We start from the raw sequence: 25,027 nt of genomic DNA on the forward strand, positions 1-25,027 counted from the left end.
CCTGCGAGAAGGCCATCACCCTCAGTAACCACTGTGGCGTTTGGCGTACGGAACGTGTGAGGCGAGAGGTTGCATGGGGCATCGACGGGTTATCGGGGATCTGCGGGTTCAGGTTCTGATGCGGCGGGGTGGGTGGCGGTCGTGGACGATCCTGTGGCCGGACGGGGCGGTGTACGGGGAGGCCGACAGGTTTCTGCAGAAGCACGATGGATCGGGCACGCAACGGACCTACGCTTATCTGCTGGTGGATCACCTGAGATGGTTGGAGCGCGAGGCTCTGGACTTGGGGTCGGTCCAGCTGCGCGATCTTGAGCGATATATGGGGCTCGTCGGTGCGCAGGTCAACGGGCCGCTCGGAGTGCCCTGGAGGATCGGCAAGCGTCCGTACGGGCACGAGACGTTGAAGACTGCGGCCGCCTGCTTGAAGGGCTTCTATCTGGACCTAGCAGTGCTGGGAAGCAACGCAGAGCTCGGTCGCCAGTTGGCGCTGACCCGTCTTCCAAGCCGTGCTGACCGGAACCGGGCACTGCTTGGGCATGTGAAGAGGTCGGCACCGGCCAACCCGCTGGCGCCGAAGGTTCGCCGGCGGCGTCATCCGAAGCTCCTGCCGGACGGTGCCCGTGATGCCTTGCTGGCGAACGCGACCACGGCCCGGGATCGGATGGTGGTCACTTGGCTGCTGGACGGTGGGTTTCGGATCGGCGAGCTTTGTGGTCTGCACCTGGCCGACCTGCATCTGCGTGAACGCGCTGCTTGCGCCCAAGCCCGAGTGCCGCATACTCACATCTGCCATCGCCGCGGGAACCGCAATCAGGCCAGTGCGAAGACCAAGTACCCCTGGGCGCTCGAGGACGGTGTCATCACGGGCGGGCTGATCAAACGCGTGAGCCCAGCGATGATCCACACCTACTTCGACTACATGACCAGCGAATATCCAACGGCCGCGGATCATGGGATGCTGCTGGTCCAGTTGACCGGGCTGGGTCGAGGCGACCCCTGGACCGCGGACGCCGCCCGCGGCATGTTCGCCCGCATGAGTAGGCGGGCCGGCTTGGGGCACATCACGCCGCACCAGTGCCGGCACCAGTTCGCCACGAACGTCCTGGACGCCGCGGACGGCAATCTGCTCATCGCCCGGGACGCCGGAGGCTGGGCATCGACCGCGACAGTCGCTGACATCTACGCGCACATCGACATCCACGACCCGGCCCTCACCGCGGCGCTGCAGACGGTCTGGGGCGAGAGATGACCTTCTCATCGCCGTTGTTGCCGGTCCTGAACCCCGCGAGGGAGTCCCGAGACCGGCTGGAACTGCTCACGGCCCTGATCAACGGCCCAGATTTCGAGCCGCTGCTGCGCGACGACGTCATCCATATCCCGCCGAACCACCCGGACTACGGTTGGGGCTGCCGGGTGGCCGACTGCCAGCGAGTCTCCGAGATCGGCAAGGGGCTGTGTTCGGCGCACGGGCAAGAGTGGGCTGCCCTTGCCGAGCAGGGCGGACAACTGGAGAAGTTTCTACAGACCGCACTACCACGCGAAGCGCTGGTGCTTACCTCACCGGGGAACTGCCTGGTCGAGCAGTGCGCCCGGCCAGCTCAACGACGCCAGCGGCGGCTGTGTTTCCGGCACAGTAACAACTGGGCGAGCGCCAAGCGCTCCAGCACCGCCGACACCGACTTCGACGAGTGGATCTCCCGCCAAAAACCGCTCCCCTCCTACGGGAACTGCCTGGTGGCCTCCTGCGATGATCTCGCCTTCAACCCGCTCGGCCTTTGTGAAGATCACTACGGTCTCTACCATCGAATGGGGCGACCGGGCGCGGCAGAGCTGCCCGCCAAATGGTTCTGGAACTTCGACCGGTACGGGCTCAAGACCCCGGTTCAGTTTGACGATGAGACAGCCTTTCGAACTTGGTGCCGCACCACACCCCCGCCGACCCGCCTCGGTGTCCTCAACCTGCGGGGAATGCATCCGCTGATGCAGGCCGAGCTGCGGTGGAGCCTGTTCAGCCATGCCCGCCGGAGCGACCGCAGCAACTGGCATCTCCAGGTCGTTCAGGGCGTCATCGCCGAATGCCGATCGGCCAGGTCCCTTGACCAGCTCGACACGGCGAGGATCACCCGGCGCGACCACCAGCAGATGATAGAGGGAATCCGCCGGGAACTACGGATCATCTACGTCACCCCCGCGGACACCCGCGAAGCGGGCTACCTCCAGCTCGATCATTTCGGCCGGCGCCCCACGCGCCTTGCCCCAGAACTCGATCTGACGATGCTGCCGCAGCGATGGCTTCGTGACCTCCTCTGGGACTATTTCGCTGACACACTTCGGTCCCCGAGCTCCACCCGCGCCGCGACCTTCTTCCACACACTTCGCCGAGCGTGCCAAGAACTCGCAGCCTTCCTCGATATGGCGGCCGAGAACCGGGGCCTTGACCCTCGGCTACTAGAGGAAGACGACGTTCACCGATTCATAGCCGATATGCGCCGACGCTCCCGAGACCGCCTTACCTCCCTGGCGACCGCCAGCCAGAAGAAGCCCACCACGATGACCGAGGTCACGCAGAAACGCATCCTCGATGACCTCAGGAAGCTCTTCCGCTGGGTGCTTGATCAAGACCAATGCGACTCGCGCGGGCTGAAGCGGAGCTTCATCAGGGCATTCCCGAGCGGTGTGAAGACCACCCCTCGCACACGCAGCCCCTTTAGTGACGACATCGCAGAGGCACTGGCCGACCCCGTCAACTTGGCGAAGCTCGATACTCACGATCCTGCCGACCGCGGCATGCGGGACATGTGGACGCTGATCGTGGCCACCGGGCGCCGGGCCAGCGAAGTCCGCGAACTACGGCTCGACTGCGTGCGCAGAGTGAACCGAGTCCCGCTGCTCTGGCACGACCAGACCAAGGTCGGGAACTACGACGAGGCCATTCGCATCCCCGAATACGCCCACCAAAGGGTCCTAGAGCGGCAGCAGCAGACCACCGCCCTGTTCGTGAGACGGTTCGGCAGAGCACCGATGCCACAGGAGCGGCCGCGGCTGGCACTCTTCTCCTCCAACGCCCGCAACCCGCGCGGCGAACGGGCGGTCTCCGCCAACTGGTTCAACCAGACCTTCAGAGACTGGGTCGCTGAACTGGATCTCGGCAGACAAGTTGTCCCGCACCAAGCCCGGCACACGCTCGCGACCAAGCTGCTCGCCGCAGGCGCCGGCCTGCACCACATCAAGCGCTTCCTCGGCCATGTCTCGGAGCGGATGACCGAGCACTACGCCAAAGTCGCCCTTTCAGAGATCGACGACGTCCTGCAGCACGTCTGGGTCTCCGGGCCCGGCGCTGGCCTTCCGGGAGAACTCCTCTCCGAAGGGGTAACCCTGCTCCCGCCCGAGCAAGCACAGGCGCTCGTCATCGACCTGAACCGGCGCAGCACTCCGACCGACGGCGGCATCTGCACCTTCCAGGTCGTCGTCGACGGCGGCGTATGTCCCTGGAAGCTCGACTGCGAGAACTGCGACAAGTTCGTCATGACCGGCGCTGACCTGCTCTATTGGCGGCGCAAACGCGACCAGTGGCACTCACTCGCCGAACGCGCGCCCACCGACGAGATGGCCGATTGGCTTCACCAGCAGTTCGAACCCACCCGCCGCGCCATCGAAGGCCTCGAGCAAGCCCTCGCCGGCCTCGGTCTCCTCGAAGACGCCCTCGCCCTCGACTTGCGCCGCCCTCAGGACTACTTCCACCGGCTCTGGAGCACCGGCTTCCGCACCACCGACCTAGCCGCCATCGGCACCCGACAGGACACCCCGTGACCCCCAGCACAAGGACCCGCGCCGCTAATCAGGCCCGCCAGCAGCACATCCAGACCAAGCTCATGGCGATCAAAGAAGCCCTGCGGATCATGCAGCGCGAACGCACCCCGATCACCTACCCAGCCGTTGCCCGCCGAGCTGATGTATCTCGCTCCTTCCTCTATCAAAACCCTGATGCCAGAACGCTCATGGAGACCGCGCTCGCCACCGCTGGCGATCAGCGCGGCCAAGACCGAGCAAGCCGCGACGCCCAAATCGAAGCTTCCTGGAGGGAACGCGCCCTCAACGCCGAAGATGCTCTCAGCATGGCGCACCGAGAGATCGGCACTCAACGAGACCGGATCGGTCTGCTTCTGGGCCAGATCCGCGACCTCGAAGCCGATTACACCGAACAAGCCGCGCAACGCATCGCCACCCAGAACGCCGACCTGAAGCGACAGGTCAGCGACCTCTCCCAGAAGAACCGGAATCTTGAGGAGAAGCTCGCAGCCTCCCGTTCCAACAACCGCTTCCTCGACAAACGCATCGCGGATCTTGAAGCTCGGCTGCTCGAAGACCCGGCTACGATTCCCGAGTGATCAGCACCGCAGGTTCCGCGCTCGGCACACACGCAGCTCACCGGCTGGCCCAGACGGGACTCTGGCCGATCGAGCCAGGGCTGACCGACGCGGAGTTCGCCCGCATTGAGCACCAGTATGGCTTCGAATTCTCCGACGATCACCGAGCGTTCCTCGCCGCAGGGCTGCCGACCGGCTCCCCTCCGCCCGAGCCGGGAGTGTTCCAGAGCGAAACACCCTGGCCCGACTGGCGCAATGGTGACCCTGATGAACTGCGCAAAAGGCTGAACTGGCCGGTGGATGGCGCTCTCTTCGACGTCAAGCACGGCTACTGGCACCACACTTGAGGCGAACGGCCAAACGACCAAGCCGAAGCAATTAGTGCAGCCCGCCTGAAACTCAGCGAAGTCCCGCGCATGGTCCCCATCTTCAGCCACCGATACTTGCCAGCCGGGCGAGGATCCTACGGACACCCAGTCTTGTCGATGCACCAAACAGACATCATCTACTACGGCACCGACCTCTTCGACTACATTCGGCAGGAGTTCGGCGGAGCCAGCCTCGACATCGAACCAAACTGGACTCCGCCGACAGTCGTCCCCTTCTGGAGAGACTTCCTCTGACCGGAGGCCGGTTCGGATTGGGGGGTGGTGGTGTCGGGTGTGTCCAGTTAACCGTACAGTCCCCCGGTGTCGGCGTACTTCTTGAAGTGCAGAGGTGCGTACGAGTAGGCGGGCGGAGGCTCAGGAGCGGGGTTTCCAAACTACGGGCACAGGGGTTCACCGTGAACGATGCGGATGTGGCCCGCCTGTCGCCTTTCATCCACGCCCACGTGAACATTTATCTGGACACGTTGCAGATTCGTTATCAACAAGCCGAAGACTGAGCCACTCTCATGAAGCGCTCGACTGGTAATCGTGCTCTTTGCAGCACGGAAGGAGATCGTCAGGTGTCACAAGTTCTCGTCATCCTGACGTCTCACGGGCAACTGGGCTCGACAGGGCAGGCAACGGGCGTGGGGTTGCAGACGTTCGCGTCGCCGTACTACGCACTGAAGGAGGCTGGCGTCGAGGTCGTCGTCGCATCACCACTTGGTGGCGACCCGCCGGTCGATCCTTTGAGCTTCGGCGAGGGCGTCGAGACGGTGGCTTTGCGGAGGTTGAACAAGGATGTCTACGCGCGAGCGCTACTGCATGCGTCGCTGCCCCTGCGGAACGCGGCAACGACTGACTACGACGGCCTCTTTTTCGCAGGTGGCCATGGCGGGATGTGGGACTTCCCCGATAATCCCGTGATCGGTGGCCTCATCGCCGCGGCGCTGAACGCGGGCAAGCCCGTCGCCGCGGTGTGCCACGGTGTCGCCGCATTGTGCGGGGTCGATCCGGTGAGCGGCCGACCACTTGTCGAGGGTCGGAAGGTGACGGCACTGACGAACCAGGAGGAGGCCGCACTCGAACGCGACGCTCTCGTGCCGTTCTTGTTGCAGGAGCGACTCATGAAACTGGGCGCCGAGTTCGAGGAGGCGGCCGAATTCACCTCGCACGTCGTGGTCCACGGCTCTCTGATCACCGGGCAGAACATGCGGTCGGCCGACGAAGCTTCGCGCGCCTTCCTAAGCGCGCTCGCCCCCGCCGCAGAAACGCCAGCAAAGCCAGCATGTGCGGCGCCCGGAAGTCCTGCCAGTCCAAGCCCTCCCGATCGAGGAAGGTGAGCAGGTACTTCAGGTCGTATCCGTACGCGGTCAGGGTGTTCGGCGAGAACTCCCTGTTCCGGAGGTGATCCAGGAACCGGCAGACCGGCCCCACCAGCTCTCCCTCATCGTCGACCAGTCGCACCCGGCGGACGATCCCGCCGTCTCGCTCCTTGATGACCCGCATCTCGGCCTCCACGCCTTGCGGCAGCAGGGATGTGGGTCAACGTATGCGACGAAGACGCGTCAAAGAGGAGAGACTCCAAGGTCATCCCAAGCGATTGTCCAGATAAGAACGTGCTGGGCTGTTACTCCTTCGCCCTGCCCGACCTGCCCGGAGGCCTGCGGCCCTTGGGAGACCCCGGCGATGTCCATGGCGATGAGATAAACGGCTGACAGGCCAGCCACCTCGCAATTCAGCCACGGATTGGCTGCGTGGACTCGACAGTGACGCCGCATTTAGCGTGTCTCCCGGGGCTGGTCACCCGGAGCGTCCTGGACCGGAGGTAGTGCTGGGTCTACCGGCGTTTCTCGCCTCAGCACCAATGTGCCAAGATCTCCGCGCCGGTTGGATCGAGGCATGACATCGACAGATATGGTCCAGTTGTGGTCGGTGAGCAGGGTGTACGGCTCCGGCGACCAAGCGGTGGCAGCGCTGGACGCCGTGACCACCGGATTCGCGCCGGGCACCTTCACCGCGGTGATGGGCCCGTCTGGCTCGGGAAAGTCCACGCTGCTGCACTGCGCCGCCGGGCTGGACCGGCCCAACGACGGCAAAGTCATCATCGATGGCACGGACCTCGGCGCGCTGACGGAGAACGAGCTGACGCTGCTGCGCCGCGCGCGGGTCGGGTTCGTCTTCCAGTCCTTCAACCTGGTCTCCGCCCTAACCGCGGAGCAGAACGTCGCCCTCCCCCTCCGCCTGGCGGGGCGCCGGCCCGGCGTGGAGCAGGTGCGTGCGGCGCTGGCCGAGGTCGGGCTGGCCGAGCGGGCCAGGCACCGGCCCAGTGAGCTGTCCGGCGGCCAGCAGCAGCGCGTGGCGATCGCCCGTGCTCTCGTCACCAAACCCGCGGTGATCTTCGCCGACGAGCCGACCGGCGCCCTGGACACCACGACCTCCCGATCCGTGCTGAAGCTGCTGCGCGGGATCGTGGAACACCAGAATCAGACCGTGATCATGGTGACGCACGATCCGGTCGCAGCCGCGTACGCCCACCGGGTGCTGTTCCTGGCCGACGGCCGGGTGGTGGACGAGCTCACCGGAAGCCCCGGCGCGGAGACCATCGCGGCGCGGATGGCGAGCCTGGAGGCAGCGGCATGCTGAAGCGGGCCCAAAAACAAGTATCAGCGCGGCGGGTCCAGGGCGCGACAGGCCGCCGGTGGCGCGGTGGCGGTTCACTCGCCCTGGCCTGGGATCTGGCGCGCGGCCGCTGGGGCAGCCTGGCCGGCACCTTCCTCGCGCTCGGTCTGGCGGTCGGCATCCTGTCCATGACGGGACTCGTCTTCGCCTCCGCCCAACCTCAGGTTCCCGCCCGGTACGCAGGGGCCGCCGTCCTGGTCAAGACACCCTCCACCGGCGGAGAGGCCAACGGCTTGTTCTACCCGGACAAGCCCTGGCCACCGGAGCAGGCCCGGTCCCTGGCCGAGCGACTCGGCCGGATCCCGAGGGTGGCGGCGGCCGTACCCGACCGGACCTTCTACGCCCAGGCGGTCATCGGCGGCAAACCCGTCGCGGGTGACACCCAGGGATACCTGTGGCCCAGCGCCGCGCTCGCACCGTACCGGCTGGCCGCCGGCAAGCCCCCGGCCGGCCCCGATGAGGTCGTCGTGAGCCGCGCGCTCGGGCTGGCACCCGGCCGGCAGGTGACGGTGCTCACCGCCACCGGACCGGCGTCCTACTCGGTGTCCGGCACGGTCGCGAGCCCCGGCTACTACTTCGCCCAGGCGCGGACCGGCGGGGTGCGGGTCATCGGGCTGGTGGCCGAAGCCGGTGCAGACGTCGCGGCGATCGAGCGTGCGGCCCGAGCCGTCGTCGGCGCCAAGGGGCTGGTCCTGAGCGGTGAGGCCCGATCGGCGACCGAACCTGTGGCAGACGTTCAGACACGGTGGTTCGGCTACCAGATCCTCAGCGGCATGGCGATCCTGGTGGCGTTCACGGCTGTGTTCATCGTGGCCTCCACCTTCGCGTTCGGCGTCGTGCAGCGGCGCAGGGAACTGGGGCTGCTACGGACGGTGGGCGCGACCCCGCGCCAGATGCGCGCCCTGATGCACGGCGAGGCGCTGGTGATCGGCGTGTCAGCCGCCGCGGCCGGGGTCGCTGTCGGTACGGTGTGCGCTCCCGGCTTCGGCCAGACCCTCGTCGATCTGGGATTCCAACCGCGGAGTTTTGCTGTGGAGGCCCGGCTGTGGCCGATGCTGGCATGCTTCGCCGCCGGGCTGGTGGTGGCCCAGCTCGGGGTATGGGCGGCTTCGCGACGGGCCGCGAAGGTGGTGCCGCTGGAGGCGTTGCGCGAGGCCGTGGTGGACGAACGCCCGATGACGGCCGGCCGGTGGGTGTTCGGAGCGCTGTTCACCCTCGTGGGAGTGGTGCTCGGTGTCTTCATCGCCGGTGAGTCCGACAGCGTGATCCAGTACTCCTTCTACGCGGCGGGGACGCTGATCGTCGGGCTCTCGCTGCTCGCGCCCGCGGTCATACCGCCGCTCGTGCGCGCCGTGTCGTGGCCGGTTCGCAGCGGAGCGATCGGCATGCTGGTGCGCCAGAGCGCACTGACCGCTGTGCGGCGCACCGCCTCGACAGCGGCGCCGGTGCTGGTCACGGTCGGTTTCGCGGTGCTGGTCACCGGAATGGTGGAAACCAACGTCGGGGCCAACGGGCTGCGCCGTGCCGCTGCCGTCCAGGCGGAGTGGGTGCTCGCGCCGCAGGACACACCGGGCCTCACTGACGCCGTGGTCTCGGCCGCGCACGGCTCCTCCTCCACGCTGCCGACCACCGTCTACACAGGCGACAGACCCTTCAGCGCGGCAGGCGTGGCAGGCCGGACCAAGGCGGACGTGATCGCCGGAGACCTGCAGAACCTACAAGGCGGCCAGACGATGGCCGTGGCCGAGTGGGCCGCTCGCGAGCGCGGCTGGCGCGTCGGCACCGCCGCGCCGGTGGCGTTCGAGGACGGACAGAGCCTGCGGCTCACCGTGGTCGCGGTCCTCAAGGAGGCCCCGGCCGACATCCTGCTGACCCGCCAGACTGTACGCGACCACGATCCATCAGCACTGACCGAGCCCGTCTACCTCCCCATCCCCACTGCTGTCCCGGCGGACACCGGAGCCGTCATCGAGAAGGTCACCGACCGGATGGCCGGCATCGAGGAACATGAAGACGAGCTGGTCTGGGTCTTCGTGCTCATCCTGGTCGGGCTGTCGGTGGGCTACAGCGCCATCTCCATCGCCAACACGCTGCTGATGGCCACCGCCAACCGGGCAACCGATCTGCGCGTGCTGCGGCTGTCGGGCGCGACCACCGGCCAGGTGCTGCGGACCGTCGCCCTGGAGTCGACCCTGGTGGTCGCGATCGGCGCGCTGCTCGGCATCGCGGTGGCCGTGACGGCGCTGGTCGGCATCACCACGGGGCTGACCAATATGATCGGCATGACCGTCGGCATGATCCTTCCCTGGCCGATCATCGGCGCGGTCATCGGCATCTGCCTCCTGCTCGCCGTCGCCGCCTCGGTCATCCCAGCCAGAACCGCGCTACAGCCGCCCCGCCCGTAGCGACGGTAACGCGCGTTATGTACCACAAAGTTCACTGCTGCTCGGGTCGGCCCCACCAGTAGGCCGACCCGAGTAAGTGAGCAGGCCGTCAAAACCACAGCGCTTGAGCACGAGGCGACACCACCTCAATGATCTTGTGTTTGGGCGACGGCGCACTCTCTGGACACGACTCCTGGCCTCCGTCGATACCGCCGGCTTCACCGCTTGCGCGGGGGGTCGCGCTCGACCTGCCAGCGCGCGAGACCCGGGCATAGCGAGCCAGCGAGGCGACCGAGGTATGCCCGGAGTAGGCCAGCAGGGTGGAGGTGTTGGCACCGTCCTCGGCCGCGTGGGTCAGGGCCGAGTGCCGCAGCTGGTATCTGCGGTCGATCCTTCGAGAGCAGGGCCGTCGCAAGGCTGCACAGCGATGACCTGCCCGGACAGGGCTTAGGGCTCCTAACAAAATGATGTGATGGCCCGGCGACGGCTGTGATCGCCCGAGTTCATCCTGTGGAAGGGCGCGTAGCTTCCTGCTTCGTGTCTGACCGCCTGTGGGAGCGGTGTCCTGGTCAGTCCGGCTGCGTTGCTCGATCGACTTGATACAGGTAGTGGGTTCGGTCGTCGATGGGGTTGTCTGGCTCGAGGTCGCCTTCTGCGACCCGACGTAGCCCGGCCTTCTCCAGTGCCCTCCAGGATGCGCGGTTGGCCGCCGAGACGGGGACCAGAACGCAGGTGGCGGCCGGGAGTTCTTCCCAGGTTCGCTCGATGATCGAGCGGATCATCGCCGTTCCGATGCCCTGGCCGACCTGCTGCGGATCGCCGATCAGGTAGTCGATGGTGATGGCGCCTTCGGGAACGGCGACGATGGCTTCCAGTTTGGCCTGATACTCCGGATAGTCGGCCAGGAGCGATCGCTGGACCAGGCCGAGCGGTCGGCTGTCGAGGAAAACTAGTAGATTCTCCCCCGGTTCCTCTCCTTTGGCGATGCCACCGAAGTCGCGCGCCACCGCCTCCAGCGAGGTCTGGTGATTCCACCAGCGAGCCACATGCGGTTGTTCCAGCCACTGCTGCAGGAGCGGGAAGTCTTGCTCGTCGAGTCGACGCCATGTGATCATCAGGACGCTCCAGGGGTGAGATGGCGACGGTAGTAGCGGGCCTGCCGGTCTCGGTGGCCGCATGAGGGGTGGCACCACTTCCGACGTGAGTGGTTCTTCACGAAGATCAGCGAGCAGCCCGGGCCTTGGCAGCGTCGTAGGTTGCCCGCCGAAGGCCCGGCCAGCACTTCGATGCAGCAGGTGGCGATACGGCCGAGCGCCGCGGTGCTGTCGGCGGTGGTGTCCCGCCACCGTGAAACCGGCTCATCAGCGCCGGCCCACTCCAGCTGCAGGTAGGTCGGCGAGGCCGCCGCGAAGCCGTTGACCCGTTCGACCATCACCGCCTCAGGGGCTCGCCGGTCGATGGCCGTCGACAGCAAGGAGTGCACGCCGTCGCGTAACTTTCGGACGCGCTCGGCTTCATCGCCCATCGCGACCGATGCCCCCGCGATCGTGTGCTGCCCGGCCACCAGCGCGAACCATTGGTCGATCCACTGCGGATGCCGCAAGAAGTCGATCTGTTGGTTCCCCATGCCGTAGAGGGTGTTGGCCAGCTCCACCGCGAGAGGTTCCGTCCCGAGAATCGGGAACTCCGGATCAAGCATGAGAATGACGGTAGCAGAGCCACTTATGCGTCAGCATCTCAATATTCGGCACCAGCTATCACTGACCTCTCGCGCCAGCACAGGCACTGAGGGGGTCATCTTGTTTTGGGTGCTGGGCCGGGCGATGCGTGGCTCTATAGGTCCTTACAAAGAGATCAGCGGACCAGGCGTCGCCGGCAGATGATCGCGGCGGCCAAAGTCATGAAGGCCTCGTGGATGTCGTCGCGGACTTCCCAGCGGATGCGTAGGCGGCGAAACCAGTGCGGCAAGGGGTGACGTCGTTGCGGTTGCCGCCGGTGAGACTGACGGCCAGCGGGATGCCGTTGCCGTCGGCGATGACATGGTGCTTCGAGCCCGTCTTGGCGCGGTCGACCGGGCTCGGACCAGTTTTTGGGCCGCCCTTGAGCGCCCGCACGTGCGAACTGTCGATCATCGGTTCCGATGTTCCTCAGACCCCGTTTACTTGTACGTGGCTCCGCAGTTGAGCCCGTACGCCGACAACTGGCTGCAAACACACGACACACACGTCCGCGACGTGAACCAGCAGGTCAAAACATAGATAGAACCGAGGGCGATCGGTAAAACGGACAACGTCAACCAGTCCAAGAGCGACAAGGACCCGGCCGAGTGGCAGCCGCCGCGCACCGCCGAGATCTGCCGCTACGCCCGATCCTGGATCCAGGTCAAGTGGTACTACAGCCTGAGCCTCGACAGCGCGGAGAAGACGGCGCTCAGCAGCATGCTCGCCAGCTGCTGACCCTCCGGCCTCAGGGCTCGCCCCTACGTCCTGGGGGCAGTCGCTCACGGCACAACGCCTCCGAGAAAACGGGGGCGTTGTGCCGCCCGCCGGGACCGCTGCGAAGCAGCCCGAGGCATGCCCCTAATCTGCAGGGCAGACAGCAGCTTGTGGGTGAAAGAGGTCAATCGTGAACAGCCGAGGCGTACTCGTGACCGGATCGTCGCGTGGGATCGGCCGCGAGGTCGCCAAGATCTTCGCCGCCGGAGGCGACCGGATCGCGATCCACCACCGGAACTCCCTTGACGAGGCGGAGGAGACCAGATCGGCGCTCGACGGCGACGGCCACGCCATCGTCCAGGGGGACATAGCGGATCCGGACGCCGTCGCCGCGTTCGTCTCGGCGGCGATCGACGCCCTCGACGGCATCGACGTGCTCGTGAACAACGCCGCCGTCTACCTCTTCCACGATCCGCTGACCATGGACTACGCCTCCTGGCAACGGACCTGGCGCAGGACCGTCGACGTGGACCTGATCGGTGCCGCGAACGTCTCGTGGTGCGTGGCCCGGCACATGGTGGAGCGCGGCCGTGGCGGACGCATCGTCAACGTCGCCTCCCGCGGCGCCTACCGGGGTGAGCCGCAGGCGCCGGGATACGCCGCCGCCAAGGCCGGCCTGACCGCGATGGGCCAGTCGCTGGCCATCGCGCTCGCCCCGCATCGCATCGCGGTCTCCTCGGTGGCGCCGGGGTTCGTCGAGACCGACATGGCGGCCGCCATCCTGACCGAGGAGAGCCGGGCCGGCGTCGAGGCGCAGAGCCCGTTCGGCCGGATCGCCCAGCCGGAGGAGGTGGCGGCGGCGGTGCGCTATCTCGCCTCGGCCGAGGCGGAGTTCGTCAGCGGCACGGTGCTCGACCTCAACGGCGCCTCTTACCTGCGCTGAAACGAGTGCGGTCCCGGATCGGCGATCCGGGACCGCATGGAGATCACGGCCGCGCCGGAAGGACAGCGGTCTCAGTCGTCCTCCGGCGGGGCCAGGAAGTCCTGGAGTTCGCGGTGCCGGAACTGGTAGGTGGCGCCGCTGACGCGCAGCAACCGTGCCTCGCACGCCCAGTCCAGAAAGGCCCACAACCGCAGCGGAAGCACACCACGCGCGGCCGAGACGACCAGGCCGATCATGGTGCGGGCCCAGGCGATCGCGCCGAAGGCGAGGCCGAAGGTCACCCCGCCGATGAGCGCGCACGCCAGCGACTCCACGACTCCCTGGTTCATGACGAACACGAGAAAGGCGGCGACGCCGCCGGTGAGGCCGAAGGCCACTCCGATCATCGGGTTGCGGCGCAGGGCCTCTCGCGGGTGGGCCAGCTCCGCGTCCTTGCTCCAGCCACCCGTGGCGATCTTGAAGACGACCCCGAGCGCGAAGGCCAGAGCGAAGGCCCCCGCGATCTCCGCGGCCAGTGGTAGCGGGCCGGCGCCGGCCAGGCGCAGCGGCGGCAGTCCGGTGAGGGCGCCGCACAGTCCGAAACCCAGCAGGATGACCGGCTCGGCACGGACCGCCTCGGATATGGACATGCGCTCGGCCCCCCGCCGCGCGGCGGCGGTCAATCCGAGGACCGCCCCGAACACCCCACCCCCAGCCGCCCCCGCGGCGACGGCGAACCCGGGGTCGAAGACCTTGCCGCCGGTCAGCACGTACCCGGCCAGGCCGCAGAGCACGCCGATCGGGCCGCCCGCCAGGGCACCGAGCAGACCACCGATCATGCGCCGCCGGTGCGGAACGTTGGCCCGCCCACCGGCGGCGGCCGGCCACGGCGACAGCGACAGGCCGGTGGCGATGCCCACCCAGCCCGCCATGAGCGCCAAGGTGAGCCCCTCCCCCACGTCGAGCCAGTCGCGCGGGTCACCGGGCCGGTCGACCGCCGACCCCGCCCAGAACGCCAGCATGGCGATGACGGCGAAGATCACGCAGAACAGACAGTGCAACGCCCGGACCAGCCGCCGGCCACCGATCGGCCACAGCAGGTGCGGGACGATGTCGATCGGCGTCAGACCGGGCGGCGGCCGATCCGTCTCGGCGGTGTAGGCGGCCTGCCAGCGCAGGTGAGAGGCCAGGTTCTCCAGCCAGGACCGCACCTGTTCGGGACGGTACGGCGTGCCGGGGGCGGTGCGTGGGGTCAGTCCGGTCGCCGCCGGGACGTACGCGTCGAGCAGCCTCCGGGCGATCCGCGCCGCCGCCACCCGCGGGTCGGGGTCCGGGCCGGCGCGGAGCAGCTCGGCCGGATCGGCGCCGGACTCCACGGCGGTGACGGTCAGCAACAGCCGCCACGGTGTGGCCAGGGCGGTGCGGATGGCCGTCCCCGACGTCCCGGACAGGGCCGCATGGATGCCGTCGCGGTACGTGTCGCAGGGATGGCCGTCCGGCCAGCGGGTGCGCAGGTACGCATTGATCTGTTCGATGGTCAGGTCATGCAGATGGATCCGGGTGGCGTCGTCGAGCCCGGCGCGGGCTTCGGACAGCTCGGTGTAGCGGTCGGCTCGGCAGGTCACGACGACCGCCCCCGGTCGCCGTCCGGAAAGGTCGCTGTACCGGTTGAGCGCGGCCAGCAGGCCGATCGCCCGGCGGGGCGGTCCCGTGGACGGCTCGGGGTCCAGTTCGTCCAGCCCGTCCAGCACCGGCAGCACCTGGCGGTCCCGCACCAGCCGCTCCGCGTCCTTGGCCGCGAGTCCGAAGTCCCGCACCAGTTGTTCGGCCAGCCATGGTTCGAACGGGCTGCCCAAGGTCCATCGTGCGGCGTTCAGGCGTACCGGCACCAGTTGCCGGTGATCGGGTCGTCCGCCGCTGGTCAGGAGGGGCTCCAGCAGTCGCAGCACCAGTTCGATGGCGAGCACCGTCTTGCCCGCTCCTGACTCGCCCACGACCAGCAGGCGCTGCGGGTGCAGCCCGCTGAAGAACGTCCCGATCGAGTGCAGGTCGTCCTTCACCTCGCCGGTGGCGTCGTCGTGGCGGATCGGGTCCGCGTGCGCCGCGAACGAGACCGGCGCGATGCTGTAGCCGCCGAGCAGCCCTTTACGCGCCCTGTCCTCCTCCCGGGCCACGCGCCGCGCCAGGAGTTCGACGGCCGGGTCCCTCCCGGTGGTCTCGACGTGAGCCTCGGTCCCTGTGACCGCCACAGACGCATCCGCCGCGGACGCCTCCGCCACAGGCGCCTCCGCCAGGGTCTCTGTACGAGCGACCGGCTCGGTCAAGGCGGTCCTGGCCACCCGCCAGCGTTCGAGCTCAGCGGGAACCAGCTCGCTCGGATAGTCGCGGTAACGCAGGCAGGCGGTGACGAAGGCCTTCACGAAATCCCACCGCGGCAGCCTGTCGGTCTGCCGGAGCACCTGCGAGGTCGTGCTCTTGGGCAACGCGTCGATCGTGACGCCATCCGAGGTCACCGTCTGGCCGCCGAGAGAGCGCAGCCTGCTCAAGGATGGCTCGCCCGCCCACTGCTTCAGCCGGACCAGCGACCGGACGAAGTCCGCGGCGCTGCCGGCCTCGGTGGGATCGGGCGGACGGGGGTGGTCCGCGGTCATCAACGCGTCGTCCTCACCAGCGACCACTCGAACACCGCCCTCCCGCGCCGGGGCCGCCGGCCATCCCAGCACGTGCCCACCAGTGTCTGGACATGACGTGACTCCATCAGGAAATTGCGCGCCTCATCGGACTCCACCAGCTCGCGGCCGACCGCGATGGGCACGAACCCGTGCCGGGGAATGTAGACCCATCGGCCGCGGTCCCAGTCATAGGGATCGAACCAGTGGTGGCGGACCGTACCGGACGCCCGCACCTCCGGTCCGGTCCGGGTCAGGACGAACGAGCCCTGCGAGCGCAGCAGGCTCATCCGGCTGACGTAGAAGAGCTCCGTGCCGATGAACGCGTTGACCCGCGCGTCCCAGTAGTCGTGCAGCCAGGTGGAGCCGCCGTCCCGTAACAGCCCCGCCTCGCGCGTGAGCTGCCGTTCGAAGCGGCGCTGGTTCTTGCGCTCGGCTTTCCTGATCGCTTTGAACGAGCGGAGCCAGCGCGGTGACATCGTCCTGGAGGCACCGACGCCGTCCATGAAGTGTTCCAGGAAATCGGACGCCATCGGGTGGACCTGCCGGCCGTCCGCGACGATCGAGCGGAACAACGCGGCCAGTTCCGGGACGGGCTTGCCCGTCCGTCGCCGAAAACCTCGCAGGAACATGCTCGCTGCCTCCGTGGTGGGGTCCAGGGTCACGGACACGTCTGCTGGTAGTCCTCCTCCGGTACGTAGTTCTCCCATTCGTCGCGGGTGAGGGAGCGGCCCGCGTTGGCGCACGCCGCGGCCACCAGGTCTGCGGGGGTGGCGACGTTCCACAGCCGCGCGGTCCCGTCGCCGGCCACCGTGGCGACGGCCGTCCCGTCCCGGCCGTAGGCGAGCGCGGTCACGCCACGGGTGTGGCCGACCATCAGAGCACCGAGCGGCCGGTAGGTCAGCAGGTCCCAGAGCTGCACATCGCCGCCGGTGGAGCCGGTGGCGAGGACCTGGCTGTCTGGGCTGAACTCGAGCACGTTGACCGGGCCGTCCTTGACGATCAGGCCGATGCCGACCTGACGGCGGCGCGCCACGTCCCACAGCCGGACGGAGTAGTCGCCGGCCGTGAAGGCCAGCCACCGGCCGTCGGGGCTGAACGCCAGATCGTTGACGAACCCGCCGTCGGCCGCGGCCGCCGGGCCAGCGAGCTGGCGGCGGGTGGCCACGTCGAACAGCCGCACCCGGTTGTCGAAGCCCGTGGTCGCCAGCGTCGCGCCGTCGGGGCTGATCGCCATCGCCGTGATCACGTCGGTGTGGTCGGTGACGCGGATGCGCGGCCCGCTCTCCCGGCGGCGCGCGACGTCCCAGAACGCGATGGCCTTGTCCTGCTGGACGGCGACGAATCCGCCGTCGGGGCTGAGCTTGGCCACGCCCGTGAGCGTTGCGTCATGGGCGAGCTCGCGGCGGCTCGCGACGTCCCAGAGCCGCAGGCCGTCCGAGCTGGACGTCAGGAGCGTCCGCCCGTCGGGGGTGAATCCGATCGTGGCCACGGAACGGCGAGCGCCTTCAGGACGCAGCGGGGGGCCGATCGGATGCTGGGTGGCCACGTCCCATAGCTGGATCGCGGGGTCCTTCTCGTCGCCCACGCCGGCGGCCAAGGTCCGTCCGTCAGGGCTCAGCGCGACGGCGCCCCGTGCCGGCATCGGGGTCCCGATCTGCAGGTGGACCTGCGGGTCGGCCAGCCGTACCACGCCGTCGTCACCGGCGGCGGCGAGCAGCTTCCCGTCCGGGCTGAACGCCACGCGCTCCACACCGCTGAGGTTGTCGGCGAGCGCGACCAGTTGTTTCCGGCCGGCCGTGTCCCACAGGACGGTGCGACCGCTGGCTCCGGCGGTGGCGAGCCGGGTGCCGTCCGGGCTGAAGGCGATCGCGTTGAAACCGGTGAAGCGGTCCTTGAGGACACCTGTCTGCTTCCGCGTGGCCATGTTCCACAACCGGGCGGTTCTGTCGTAGCCCACGGTCGCGAGGGTGATGCCGTCCGGGCTGAAGGCGACACCGTAGACGCCCTTGGCGTGCCGGGCGAACGGGGTGCCGATCTGGCGGGATGTGGCGGTGTCCCAGAGCCGTACGGTCTCGTTGCCCGCGCTGGCCAGGGTCTTTCCGTCCCGGCTGAAGGTGACCTCGCGGATGATGCCGGCGAGTTGCGGCCCTTCGTCGGGGCGGCCCATGGGAGTCCCGTGCGGACGGTGCGTGGCCGCGTCCCACTGCCGGACGACCCCGTGGAAGTCGCCGGTCACGAAGGTCTTCCCGTCCGGGTTGTAGGCGATCGCCGACACGACCTCCTCGTGCTTCAGCGGTACGCCCAGCTCGCGATGGGTGGCCACGTCGTAGAACCGGACGGAGTTGAGACACGCCGTGGCCAGCGTCCGGCCATCGGGGCTGAAGGCCAGCTCGACGCTTGAGCAGTCGTATTTCGGCCGGGTGATCGGGGCGCCGAGCTGCCGCCGCGACGCCGTGTCCCAGAGCCGCGCGGTGCCGTCGTCGCTTCCTGTCGCGATGATCGAACCGTCGGGGCTGAACGCCAGTGCCATGACGCCTCGCGTGTGCCCGGTGAGGGTCCCCCGGCCGGTACGGGTCGCCGCGACCAGAACGCGGTTGCGGGCTTCGTTGGTGCGAGCGACTCGCCACGAGGCCACGGCCAGCATCGAGGCCAGGGTGGTGTCGCCGGTGACCTCGCTCTGTGCCGCCAGCCGGCGCGAGACCGCCACCCTGCGTTGCTCAACGGCGTCGTTCGCCGCGTTGACGGCGGCACCGGCCGCGAGGAGGGCGAGCACCGACAGCACCGCGAGGCCGGCCATGACGAGGCGTCGGCGGCGGCCGGTTCGTCGTGCCGCCCCCGTGGATGCCGTGATGAAGCGCTCCACCGTGGGTCCGGGCGGCGGGAAGCTGTCGGGGTCGCGGTCCCAGCGAGGCCGGCTGTCCTGGACCGCCAGCAGCCGAGCGCCCCGGTAGAGGAAGGCGGGATCGCGATGGTAATCGGCCCATTGGGTGGCGTCGTCGATGAGCCGGTCGTACACCGTCTGTGCGGTGAAGTCGGGTTCGAGCCATTGACGGAGGGTCGGCCAGGCGATCAGGAGCGCGTCATGGGCGATCTCGGCGGTGTCCTCGTGCAGGGTGAGCAGGCGCTGGTCGGCGAACGCGGAGAGCAGCGCCTCAGCTCGCTCTCGCCGCTCCGGCGAGTGTGCCGGCGCGGCGGCGTGGATCTCGGTCAGCGTCGCCCTGCGCCGCGCCACCCGCCCGCCCGCGGTGATCAATGTCATGCGCCGGAAGAGTCGGAGCGCGGTCTTGCGGTCCTCGGCCGGCAGCCGCCCGAGGACCTCGTCGGCCGTGCGCCGCACGGAGTCGCGGACCCGGCCGGACTCCTCATAACCCCGGACGGTCAGCCGGCCGTCCGCACGTCTCTCCCAGGTGTTGCGCAGAGCCTGCGACAGCAGGGGCAGGGCCCCGGCCTCGTAGCGATCGCCGGCGGCCTGCCCGGCGCGTAACTCCCCCAGGATGGTCTCCACCAGGCCGGGTTCGATCTCCAGGCCCACCGCTGCCGCGGGGCCGGTGATGGCGAGCCGTAGGTCCGGCTCCGCCATCGGCTCGACGATGACCTGGCCGTCCTGGATGGCCTCGGCGAACTGCGGGTAAGCCGCACAACGGTCCCAGTAGTCCGCGCGCACCCCGATGATCACCCCTGCGCCCCGCGGGCCTTCGGCCAGAGCGTCCAGGACCCGCACGAACGCCTGGCGCTCCTGCTCGTCGGTCACCAGAACGAACAGTTCCTCGAACTGGTCGACCACCAGGACGAGACGGCCGTCCGGTGAGAGAGCCCCCGACAGCGTCCGCCGCGGATCGTCCCGCAGGTGCTCGTACACCGTCTCGACGCGCCCGCCGAACGCCGCCGCCCACTCTTCCGCGAGTGCCCGCAACGGCCTTGAGGTCGGTGTGATGAGCAGGCGGCGCCAACGCTGCGATCCGGCGACCGGCAACATCCCCTTCGCCAGCGCCGGCATCAGCCCCGCCCGTAACAGCGACGACTTGCCCACACCCGAGGCACCCGAGATCAGCAGGATGGACCCGTGCTCGTCCAGGCGCGGTCCCAGGCGCTCCAGAAGGCTGTGGGTCGCCCGCGCACGTCCGAAGAAGAACTCGGTCTTCTCGGTCTCGAACGGCACCAGCCCTTGGTAGGGGCACACCTCGCCACCGTTACCGGACGGCGACAGCAGGGCGCCGTGGCTCCTCAGCGGCCGGAGACCCGGCTGTACCCGCGCGCCACCTTCGTCACCCTCACCCATGACCTTCATTCTGGCTAATTACGCCGATGCTGATCAAACGTGATGATCCGCCCTTCTCAGGCCGTCCGATTCCGTGCGCTTTCGTCTGACCGGTGGCTTGAACAGCCCGAACGCGCTTTTGATGGATCAGGCACAGACCACCAAAGGCGTGCAGACGCAGGGACGACACTATCCAACCTGATGAGTTCGGAGTTGCCGTGACCATCTCCACCGCTTCCGCGCCGACGGAAGTCATACGGTGTCCCGATGCCGTTCTTTCTTTGGGAACGCTGCTGCGCACGTGGCGGAAGCGCGCGTTGCTGACTCAGGAGCAACTGGCCGAACGGGCCGGCCTGAACGTCCGGACCGTCCGCCGGTTGGAACACGACGGACTCCAGCAGCCTCGTACCAGGTCGATCCTGCTGCTGGCGGAGGCGTTGGGGCTGGACGGTGAAGAGCGCGCGATGCTGGTCGCCGTGGCTCGCGGTCCGCAGGCTTCCCCTGAACGCGATGATGCGGCGGGGACCGGCCCACCGCCGATTCCGCGGCAGCTACCGGCGGGCGTGGCGGCATTTGTTGGCCGACGGCGTGAACTGATGGCTTTGGTGGATTACTACGAGAATGCGAACGCGATGACGGTCGTCGCCATTGACGGCATGGCCGGAGTCGGTAAGACGGCACTGGCCGTTCATGCCGCCCATCGTCTTACGTCTCGTTTTCCCGACGGGCAGCTGTTCGTCGACCTCCACGGCCATACCGAGGGAATGTCACCGGTCGATCCAGGTGACGCGCTCGCCCGTGTCCTCCGCACACTCGGCGTCCTTGACGAGTGCGTCCCCGAGCACGTCGATGACCGCGCCGCGCTGTATCGCAGCGTGCTGGCCGAACGCGAAGTCCTGATCGTGCTGGACAATGCCGCCGATGAAGATCAGGTCCGCCCGCTGCTTCCGGCCGGCCCGGGCTGTGGGCTGATCGTCACCAGCCGGCGCCGACTGATCGCCCTGGACGGCACCCGAACCTTGTCGCTGGACGTCCTGCCGCCGAAGGAGGCGGTCGCCCTGTTCACCCGGACGGCAGGGAAGGAGCGGGTCACGGATGCGCCGTCGACGGTTCTGGTGGAGATCGTGGAGCGCTGCGGGCTGCTCCCGCTCGCCATCCGCATCGCCGCCGTCCAGCTTCAGGCGCGTTCCACCTGGAGCGTCGGACATCTGCTGAACCGGTTGAACGATGATCGGCTGGCCGAGTTGACGGCCGGGCCGCACAGCGTCGCCGCCGCCCTGGACCTGTCCTTTCAGCGGCTCTCCGAGGACCAGCGACGGGTGTATCGGCTGCTGGGTTCGCACGTCGGCACCGAGTTCGGCGTCACCGAGGCCGCCACCGCGCTGGACACGACCGTGGTGCGCGCGAGGCGGCTGCTGGACCGGCTGCTGGACGCCCACCTCCTACAGGAGTCCACCCCCTGCCGGTACCGATTCCATGATCTGGTCCGCGACCATGTTACGTCCCTGCTTCACAGAACGGATGCCGTTGATGATCTTCAGGGTGTCAGATTCCGCGTCGTCAAGGGGCTGGGTGAACGGGCCAGCCGGTCGTGCGTGTGATGGGGCGAGTCGGTTGGGCCGGGCCGAAACCCGTGTGCGCTCGGTCGGGCGGATCTCGTAGGCTGCGCCCGTGCTCCCCGACGTGCCGTGGCCTTCGATGACCCACCGCGAGGCCACGGCCGAGCTGGTGCTGGCGGGCTGGACGCCGTGCGGCGTCGGCGACTGGGCGATCGGCCTGCGCTCTCCCGACGGGCTGTGGGCGGCCAGGGTGTGCCCGTTCGATCCGGCCTACGCCGCCTTCCTCGAACTGTGTCGTCGCCGGCGCGGCAACCCCTACCTGCCGCGCGTCGCCTTCGACAGCCCGCTGGACGGCGGCGGCACGCTGGCCGTGCTGGAATTCCTGGCACCGCTCGAGACGGCGCGGGCCGAGGAGGTCGCCCGCCAGTGGCGGGCGGGCGACGGCGATGTGGCCCTGGCCGAGGTGCGGCAGGCCGCCGCCGCGGTCGACGCCGAGTTCCGGGCCCGGACACCCTGGTGGGACGGCATCGACCTGAACCCCGGCAACCTGCGGCAGGCCCTCGATGGGCGGGTGGCGGTCATCGACGTGTTCTGCATGGACGGGGCCTCGGTCTACGCGCAGATCCTCCAGGACCCCGGGGTGGTCCGCGCCAAGTTGCCCGGCAGCCGCCACATCCTCGACATCCCGTACATCGCACGGGAGAGCACCCCCGAAGAGATCCAGGCCCTCCGCGCCGCATGGCACGGCACACCATCTGGCGCCGGTGCCGACTGACATTCGGCGACTTGAGGCGAGCACAGCCTGCCGTCACAGTAAGTGTTGGCAAGATTACTTTCCGTACATGATGGGGGACGTCCTGCGGCGAGCCGAGCTTGCCGAGCAGAACCATGCATCAAAGGAGCATTGTGAAGAGAATCCTCCTCGTCCCCGCCCTGACAGCGGGAATCATCGCGCTCACTGCCAGCGCCGCCTACGCCTCGCAGTACGTCGCCTATGAGGGCCGGGGCTTCACCGGCAGGTCCGTCGTCCTCGACGCGTGCGGGGTGTCCAACATCCCCTTCCACGGGTCCTACAAGTGGTATGGCGACGGCCAGTCGGGGCGCATGTACAACCAGCCCAACGCGCAAGGCGTGATGCATTTCGAGCTGGCCTCCAACCGCAACGCGGAGCAGCGGACGCCTGTCGGCTGGCAGAGCATCTTCATCGTGTGCTGAGCGTGACCGCTTACTGATCGGTGCCCGGTGAGATCCTCACCGGGCACCGCTTCATGTGCCGCCCTCAGCGCTCCACGAGGATCCGCACGTCCCAGGGGCCGAGCGCCAGTTCCGCACCGGCGTCGTGGTCGCTCCCGTCCAGGACGTCCCGCACCGCGACGGGCAGCCGGACCGCGACCGGCTCCCACGACCAGTTGTGCACGAAGCGCACCTTGCGTCCGTCCCGCGAGGTGGCACCCGTCGCCGTCACGCTCGCGGCCCCGAACCGCCACCCTGACGGCTCGGCCGGGACGGCCCAGTCGAACAGCGCGCGGGCCAGGACGGTGTCCGGCACGGTCCCCACGTAGGTGATCCGCCCGTCTCCGTGCGCCCGGCTGGTGACAGCGGGCCACTGACCGTAGTGCGGGTGCTCGTAGCGGGCGAGCACCTGCGCGTTCTCCGCGCGCACGCCGTCCGCCCAGCGCGTGGCCGTCGCACCGGGCGGCAGCGCCAGCGGCGAGCCTTCGGGCGCGTGTACGGGGAGGTCGGCGTCCAGGTTGGCGAATTCCTCGTACCAGATGCCGGCGGGCTCGGCGAGACGGGCCGGCATGACCTCGGTACGGGCCCGCGCCTCCAGATCGCCGTACCCGGTGCGCGGCCCGAGCACCAGATGACCCCCGGCGGCGGCGTAGCCGGCGAGCCAGTCGAGCGTGGCGTCGTCGGCGACGTACAGCGCCGGGACGACCAGGACGGGATGCCGGGCGGCGGCGACCGCCGCGTCGGCCGCGGTGAGCTGTCCGGCGTGCATGATCCGCACCTGCAGGCCCGCGTCGAAGGCGCCCCGGTAGAACGGGTCGAAGATGCCCTCGTACGAGCGCCGGTCCGGCCCGCCCGCGCCGTCCGCCAGCGGCGGGTAGAACTCCAGCGCCCACTTGCTCGGCGCGGAATAGAGCATCGTGACGTCGGCGTCGGGTGTGAGCCCGGCGACCAGCTCGCCGGCGGTCCTGAGCTCGGCGCCGATGCGCGCGATCTCCTGGTAGACGCGGCCCGGCCGGCCGCTGTGCGGCAGGATGCCGCCCCAGTACGTCTCGGCGCCGAAGTGCAGCGAGTGCCAGTGCCAGTACTCGATCATGCCGGCCCCGCGCGACACCAGGGCGTAGGCCGCCTGGCGCCACTGCCCGTCGTAGGCGGGCCGGTTCATCCAGGGGTAGCCGATCGACTGCGCGTTGGTCTCGGTGACGAGGAAGGGCTCCTGGCGGGAGGAGTACATCCGGTCGGCACTGTGGTAGAGCGCCCAGGTCCCGCTGGTCGTCCAGCCCTGCGGGCCCGCGCCGGAGCCGGGGAGGGCCAGGCCGTCCTGCATCGCGTAGTACGGGTTCCCGGCGGCGACGTCCAGGTTGCGGGTCAGCTGGTCGTCGGCCAGCGCGGGCCGGTTGTAGGAGATGCAGGTGGTGACGAACTGGCCGGGCCGCGAGTACTCCCGGACGATGCCCGCCTGCCAGTCGATGAACTCGGCGGTCTGGTCGGCCTGGAAACGGCGCCAGGCCAGGTCGTACTGGGCCTGGATGTTGCCGTCGGGCGTCCACAGATCGGCCCAGGTGGACAGGCGGTGCGACCAGTAGACCAGGCCCCACTCACGGTTCAGCGTCTCGACGTCGCCGTAGAGGCGGCGCAGGTGGTCCACGAAGCGCTGGAAGACACCGTGGTTGTGGAACAGCTCCAAGCCCGGCTCGTTGTCGACCTGGAAGCCGATGACCGCGGGGTGGTCGGCGTAGCGGGCGACGACCTCGCGGATCACCCGTTCGGCGTGGAAGCGGAAGGCCGGGTGGGTGAAGTCGACCTCCTGCCTGGCCCCCCACGGGATGCGCTCACCGGTCGCCCGTTCCCCGGCGATCTCGGGGTACTGGCGGGCCAGCCACGGCGGCACGGCGTACGTCGGCGTGCCCAGCACGACGTGGATGCCGCGCTCGTGCGCGCCGTCGAGCACCGGCCGCAGCCAGTCCAGGTCGAACCGGCCGTTCTCCGGCTCCCAGGTGGACCAGACGGACTCGCCCACGCGGATGACCGAGAAGCCCGCCCCGGCCATCAGGTCGAGGTCGGTCTTCAGCCGCTCGTACGGCTGGTACTCGTGGTAGTAGGCGGCGCCGAAGAGCACCTGCTCGGGAAGCACACGTTCTCCCTTCCGG

At 68.7% G+C, this 25,027-nt stretch carries 18 protein-coding genes and 2 pseudogenes; 12 read left to right on the forward strand and 8 right to left on the reverse strand.

The features are described from left to right. The first annotated feature begins 73 nt into the window (after nt 1-73). From AB0F17_RS18460 to AB0F17_RS18485, 6 genes are all read left to right on the forward strand, one after another. Nucleotides 74-1,249, forward strand: a complete 1,176-nt coding sequence (locus AB0F17_RS18460; RefSeq protein WP_358024011.1) for a tyrosine-type recombinase/integrase — start codon at nt 74-76, stop codon at nt 1,247-1,249. Continuing rightward, a complete protein-coding gene (locus AB0F17_RS18465) occupies nt 1,246-3,810 on the forward strand; it encodes a site-specific integrase (RefSeq protein ID WP_358024014.1) in 2,565 nt (854 codons plus the stop codon). The genes AB0F17_RS18460 and AB0F17_RS18465 overlap by 4 nt, the downstream gene beginning before the upstream one ends. Further along, on the forward strand, nt 3,807-4,388 hold the full coding sequence (locus AB0F17_RS18470; RefSeq protein ID WP_358024018.1) for a DUF6262 family protein: 582 nt from the start codon (nt 3,807-3,809) through the stop codon (nt 4,386-4,388). The genes AB0F17_RS18465 and AB0F17_RS18470 overlap by 4 nt, the downstream gene beginning before the upstream one ends. Further along, nucleotides 4,385-4,714: a hypothetical protein gene (locus AB0F17_RS18475; RefSeq protein WP_358024021.1), complete on the forward strand. Its 330-nt coding sequence runs from the start codon at nt 4,385-4,387 to the stop codon at nt 4,712-4,714. Before AB0F17_RS18470 ends, AB0F17_RS18475 begins: the two co-directional genes overlap by 4 nt. A gap of 138 nt (nt 4,715-4,852) precedes the next feature. Then, the gene (locus AB0F17_RS18480) at nt 4,853-4,990 is read left to right on the forward strand and encodes a hypothetical protein (protein ID WP_358024024.1); all 138 of its coding nucleotides are present in this window, start codon (nt 4,853-4,855) and stop codon (nt 4,988-4,990) included. Nucleotides 4,991-5,262: 272 nt separating this feature from the next. Further along, nucleotides 5,263-6,078, forward strand: a complete 816-nt coding sequence (locus tag AB0F17_RS18485; RefSeq protein WP_358024026.1) for a type 1 glutamine amidotransferase domain-containing protein — start codon at nt 5,263-5,265, stop codon at nt 6,076-6,078. Here AB0F17_RS18485 and AB0F17_RS18490 read toward each other — a convergent pair. Continuing rightward, a pseudogene (locus AB0F17_RS18490) lies at nt 6,056-6,244 on the reverse strand (site-specific integrase); the annotation flags it as partial. The gene AB0F17_RS18485 and the pseudogene AB0F17_RS18490 sit on opposite strands and share 23 nt — an antisense overlap. 393 nt (nt 6,245-6,637) lie before the next feature. Here AB0F17_RS18490 and AB0F17_RS18495 point away from each other — a divergent pair. Both AB0F17_RS18495 and AB0F17_RS18500 read left to right on the forward strand, forming a co-directional pair. Next, nucleotides 6,638-7,381 (forward strand): ABC transporter ATP-binding protein, encoded by a 744-nt coding sequence (locus AB0F17_RS18495; RefSeq protein WP_358024029.1) that lies wholly within the window; start codon nt 6,638-6,640, stop codon nt 7,379-7,381. After that, entirely contained in the window at nt 7,375-9,822 is a 2,448-nt protein-coding gene (locus AB0F17_RS18500) for an FtsX-like permease family protein (protein WP_358024032.1), read from the forward strand. Before AB0F17_RS18495 ends, AB0F17_RS18500 begins: the two co-directional genes overlap by 7 nt. A gap of 548 nt (nt 9,823-10,370) precedes the next feature. On the opposite strand, the gene AB0F17_RS18505 is transcribed toward AB0F17_RS18500, so the two are convergent. The 3 genes and pseudogenes from AB0F17_RS18505 to AB0F17_RS18515 all read right to left on the reverse strand — a co-directional run. Further along, a complete protein-coding gene (locus AB0F17_RS18505; protein ID WP_358024035.1) occupies nt 10,371-10,916 on the reverse strand; it encodes a GNAT family N-acetyltransferase in 546 nt (181 codons plus the stop codon). Then, on the reverse strand, nt 10,916-11,500 hold the full coding sequence (locus AB0F17_RS18510; protein ID WP_358024038.1) for an ABATE domain-containing protein: 585 nt from the start codon (nt 11,498-11,500) through the stop codon (nt 10,916-10,918). Before AB0F17_RS18510 ends, AB0F17_RS18505 begins: the two co-directional genes overlap by 1 nt. Before the next feature lie 155 nt (nt 11,501-11,655). After that, nucleotides 11,656-11,930: pseudogene (locus tag AB0F17_RS18515) on the reverse strand (transposase); the annotation flags it as partial. 496 nt (nt 11,931-12,426) lie between these two features. On the opposite strand from AB0F17_RS18515, the gene AB0F17_RS18520 reads away from it, so the two are divergent. Beyond that, nucleotides 12,427-13,179: an SDR family oxidoreductase gene (locus AB0F17_RS18520; RefSeq protein WP_358024041.1), complete on the forward strand. Its 753-nt coding sequence runs from the start codon at nt 12,427-12,429 to the stop codon at nt 13,177-13,179. Between the two features lie 71 nt (nt 13,180-13,250). Here AB0F17_RS18520 and AB0F17_RS18525 read toward each other — a convergent pair whose 3' ends face one another. Genes AB0F17_RS18525 through AB0F17_RS18535 form a run of 3 tightly spaced genes read right to left on the reverse strand, consistent with a single transcriptional unit; the run spans nt 13,251 to nt 20,109 of the window. Next, nucleotides 13,251-15,836, reverse strand: a complete 2,586-nt coding sequence (locus AB0F17_RS18525; RefSeq protein WP_358024044.1) for an NACHT domain-containing protein — start codon at nt 15,834-15,836, stop codon at nt 13,251-13,253. Beyond that, nucleotides 15,809-16,498 carry a hypothetical protein gene (locus AB0F17_RS18530; RefSeq protein ID WP_358024047.1) on the reverse strand — a complete coding sequence of 230 codons (690 nt, stop codon included), beginning with the start codon at nt 16,496-16,498 and terminating at the stop codon, nt 15,809-15,811. Before AB0F17_RS18530 ends, AB0F17_RS18525 begins: the two co-directional genes overlap by 28 nt. After that, nucleotides 16,489-20,109 (reverse strand): WD40 repeat domain-containing protein, encoded by a 3,621-nt coding sequence (locus AB0F17_RS18535; RefSeq protein WP_358024050.1) that lies wholly within the window; start codon nt 20,107-20,109, stop codon nt 16,489-16,491. The genes AB0F17_RS18530 and AB0F17_RS18535 overlap by 10 nt, the downstream gene beginning before the upstream one ends. Before the next feature lie 197 nt (nt 20,110-20,306). Between AB0F17_RS18535 and AB0F17_RS18540 the strand changes: the two genes are divergently transcribed. The 3 genes from AB0F17_RS18540 (at nt 20,307) to AB0F17_RS18550 (ending at nt 22,862) form a co-directional block, all read left to right on the forward strand. Further along, a complete protein-coding gene (locus AB0F17_RS18540) occupies nt 20,307-21,689 on the forward strand; it encodes an NB-ARC domain-containing protein (protein WP_358024053.1) in 1,383 nt (460 codons plus the stop codon). 70 nt (nt 21,690-21,759) lie between these two features. Then, entirely contained in the window at nt 21,760-22,422 is a 663-nt protein-coding gene (locus AB0F17_RS18545; RefSeq protein ID WP_358024056.1) for a hypothetical protein, read from the forward strand. 131 nt (nt 22,423-22,553) lie between these two features. Continuing rightward, the gene (locus tag AB0F17_RS18550; protein WP_358024059.1) at nt 22,554-22,862 is read left to right on the forward strand and encodes a MiAMP1 family antimicrobial peptide; all 309 of its coding nucleotides are present in this window, start codon (nt 22,554-22,556) and stop codon (nt 22,860-22,862) included. 64 nt (nt 22,863-22,926) lie between these two features. Here AB0F17_RS18550 and AB0F17_RS18555 read toward each other — a convergent pair whose 3' ends face one another. Beyond that, a complete protein-coding gene (locus AB0F17_RS18555; protein ID WP_358024063.1) occupies nt 22,927-25,011 on the reverse strand; it encodes a beta-galactosidase in 2,085 nt (694 codons plus the stop codon). Nucleotides 25,012-25,027: the final 16 nt, after the last annotated feature.

Origin of the sequence: Nonomuraea sp. NPDC026600 (genome assembly GCF_040638335.1) — a bacterium.
GTDB lineage: Bacteria > Actinomycetota > Actinomycetes > Streptosporangiales > Streptosporangiaceae > Nonomuraea.

Bases quoted from the DNA above. Each gene is read 5' to 3' on its own strand.
- AB0F17_RS18535 (WP_358024050.1), bottom strand. From the start codon at position 20,109: ATGGGTGAGGGTGACGAAGGTGGCGCGCGGGTACAGCCGGGTCTCCGG.
- AB0F17_RS18510 (WP_358024038.1), bottom strand. From the start codon at position 11,500: ATGCTTGATCCGGAGTTCCCGATTCTCGGGACGGAACCTCTCGCGGTG.
- AB0F17_RS18500 (WP_358024032.1), top strand. From the start codon at position 7,375: ATGCTGAAGCGGGCCCAAAAACAAGTATCAGCGCGGCGGGTCCAGGGC.
- AB0F17_RS18480 (WP_358024024.1), top strand. From the start codon at position 4,853: ATGCACCAAACAGACATCATCTACTACGGCACCGACCTCTTCGACTAC.
- AB0F17_RS18505 (WP_358024035.1), bottom strand. From the start codon at position 10,916: ATGATCACATGGCGTCGACTCGACGAGCAAGACTTCCCGCTCCTGCAG.
- AB0F17_RS18460 (WP_358024011.1), top strand. From the start codon at position 74: ATGGGGCATCGACGGGTTATCGGGGATCTGCGGGTTCAGGTTCTGATG.
- AB0F17_RS18495 (WP_358024029.1), top strand. From the start codon at position 6,638: ATGACATCGACAGATATGGTCCAGTTGTGGTCGGTGAGCAGGGTGTAC.
- AB0F17_RS18465 (WP_358024014.1), top strand. From the start codon at position 1,246: ATGACCTTCTCATCGCCGTTGTTGCCGGTCCTGAACCCCGCGAGGGAG.
- AB0F17_RS18485 (WP_358024026.1), top strand. From the start codon at position 5,263: ATGAAGCGCTCGACTGGTAATCGTGCTCTTTGCAGCACGGAAGGAGAT.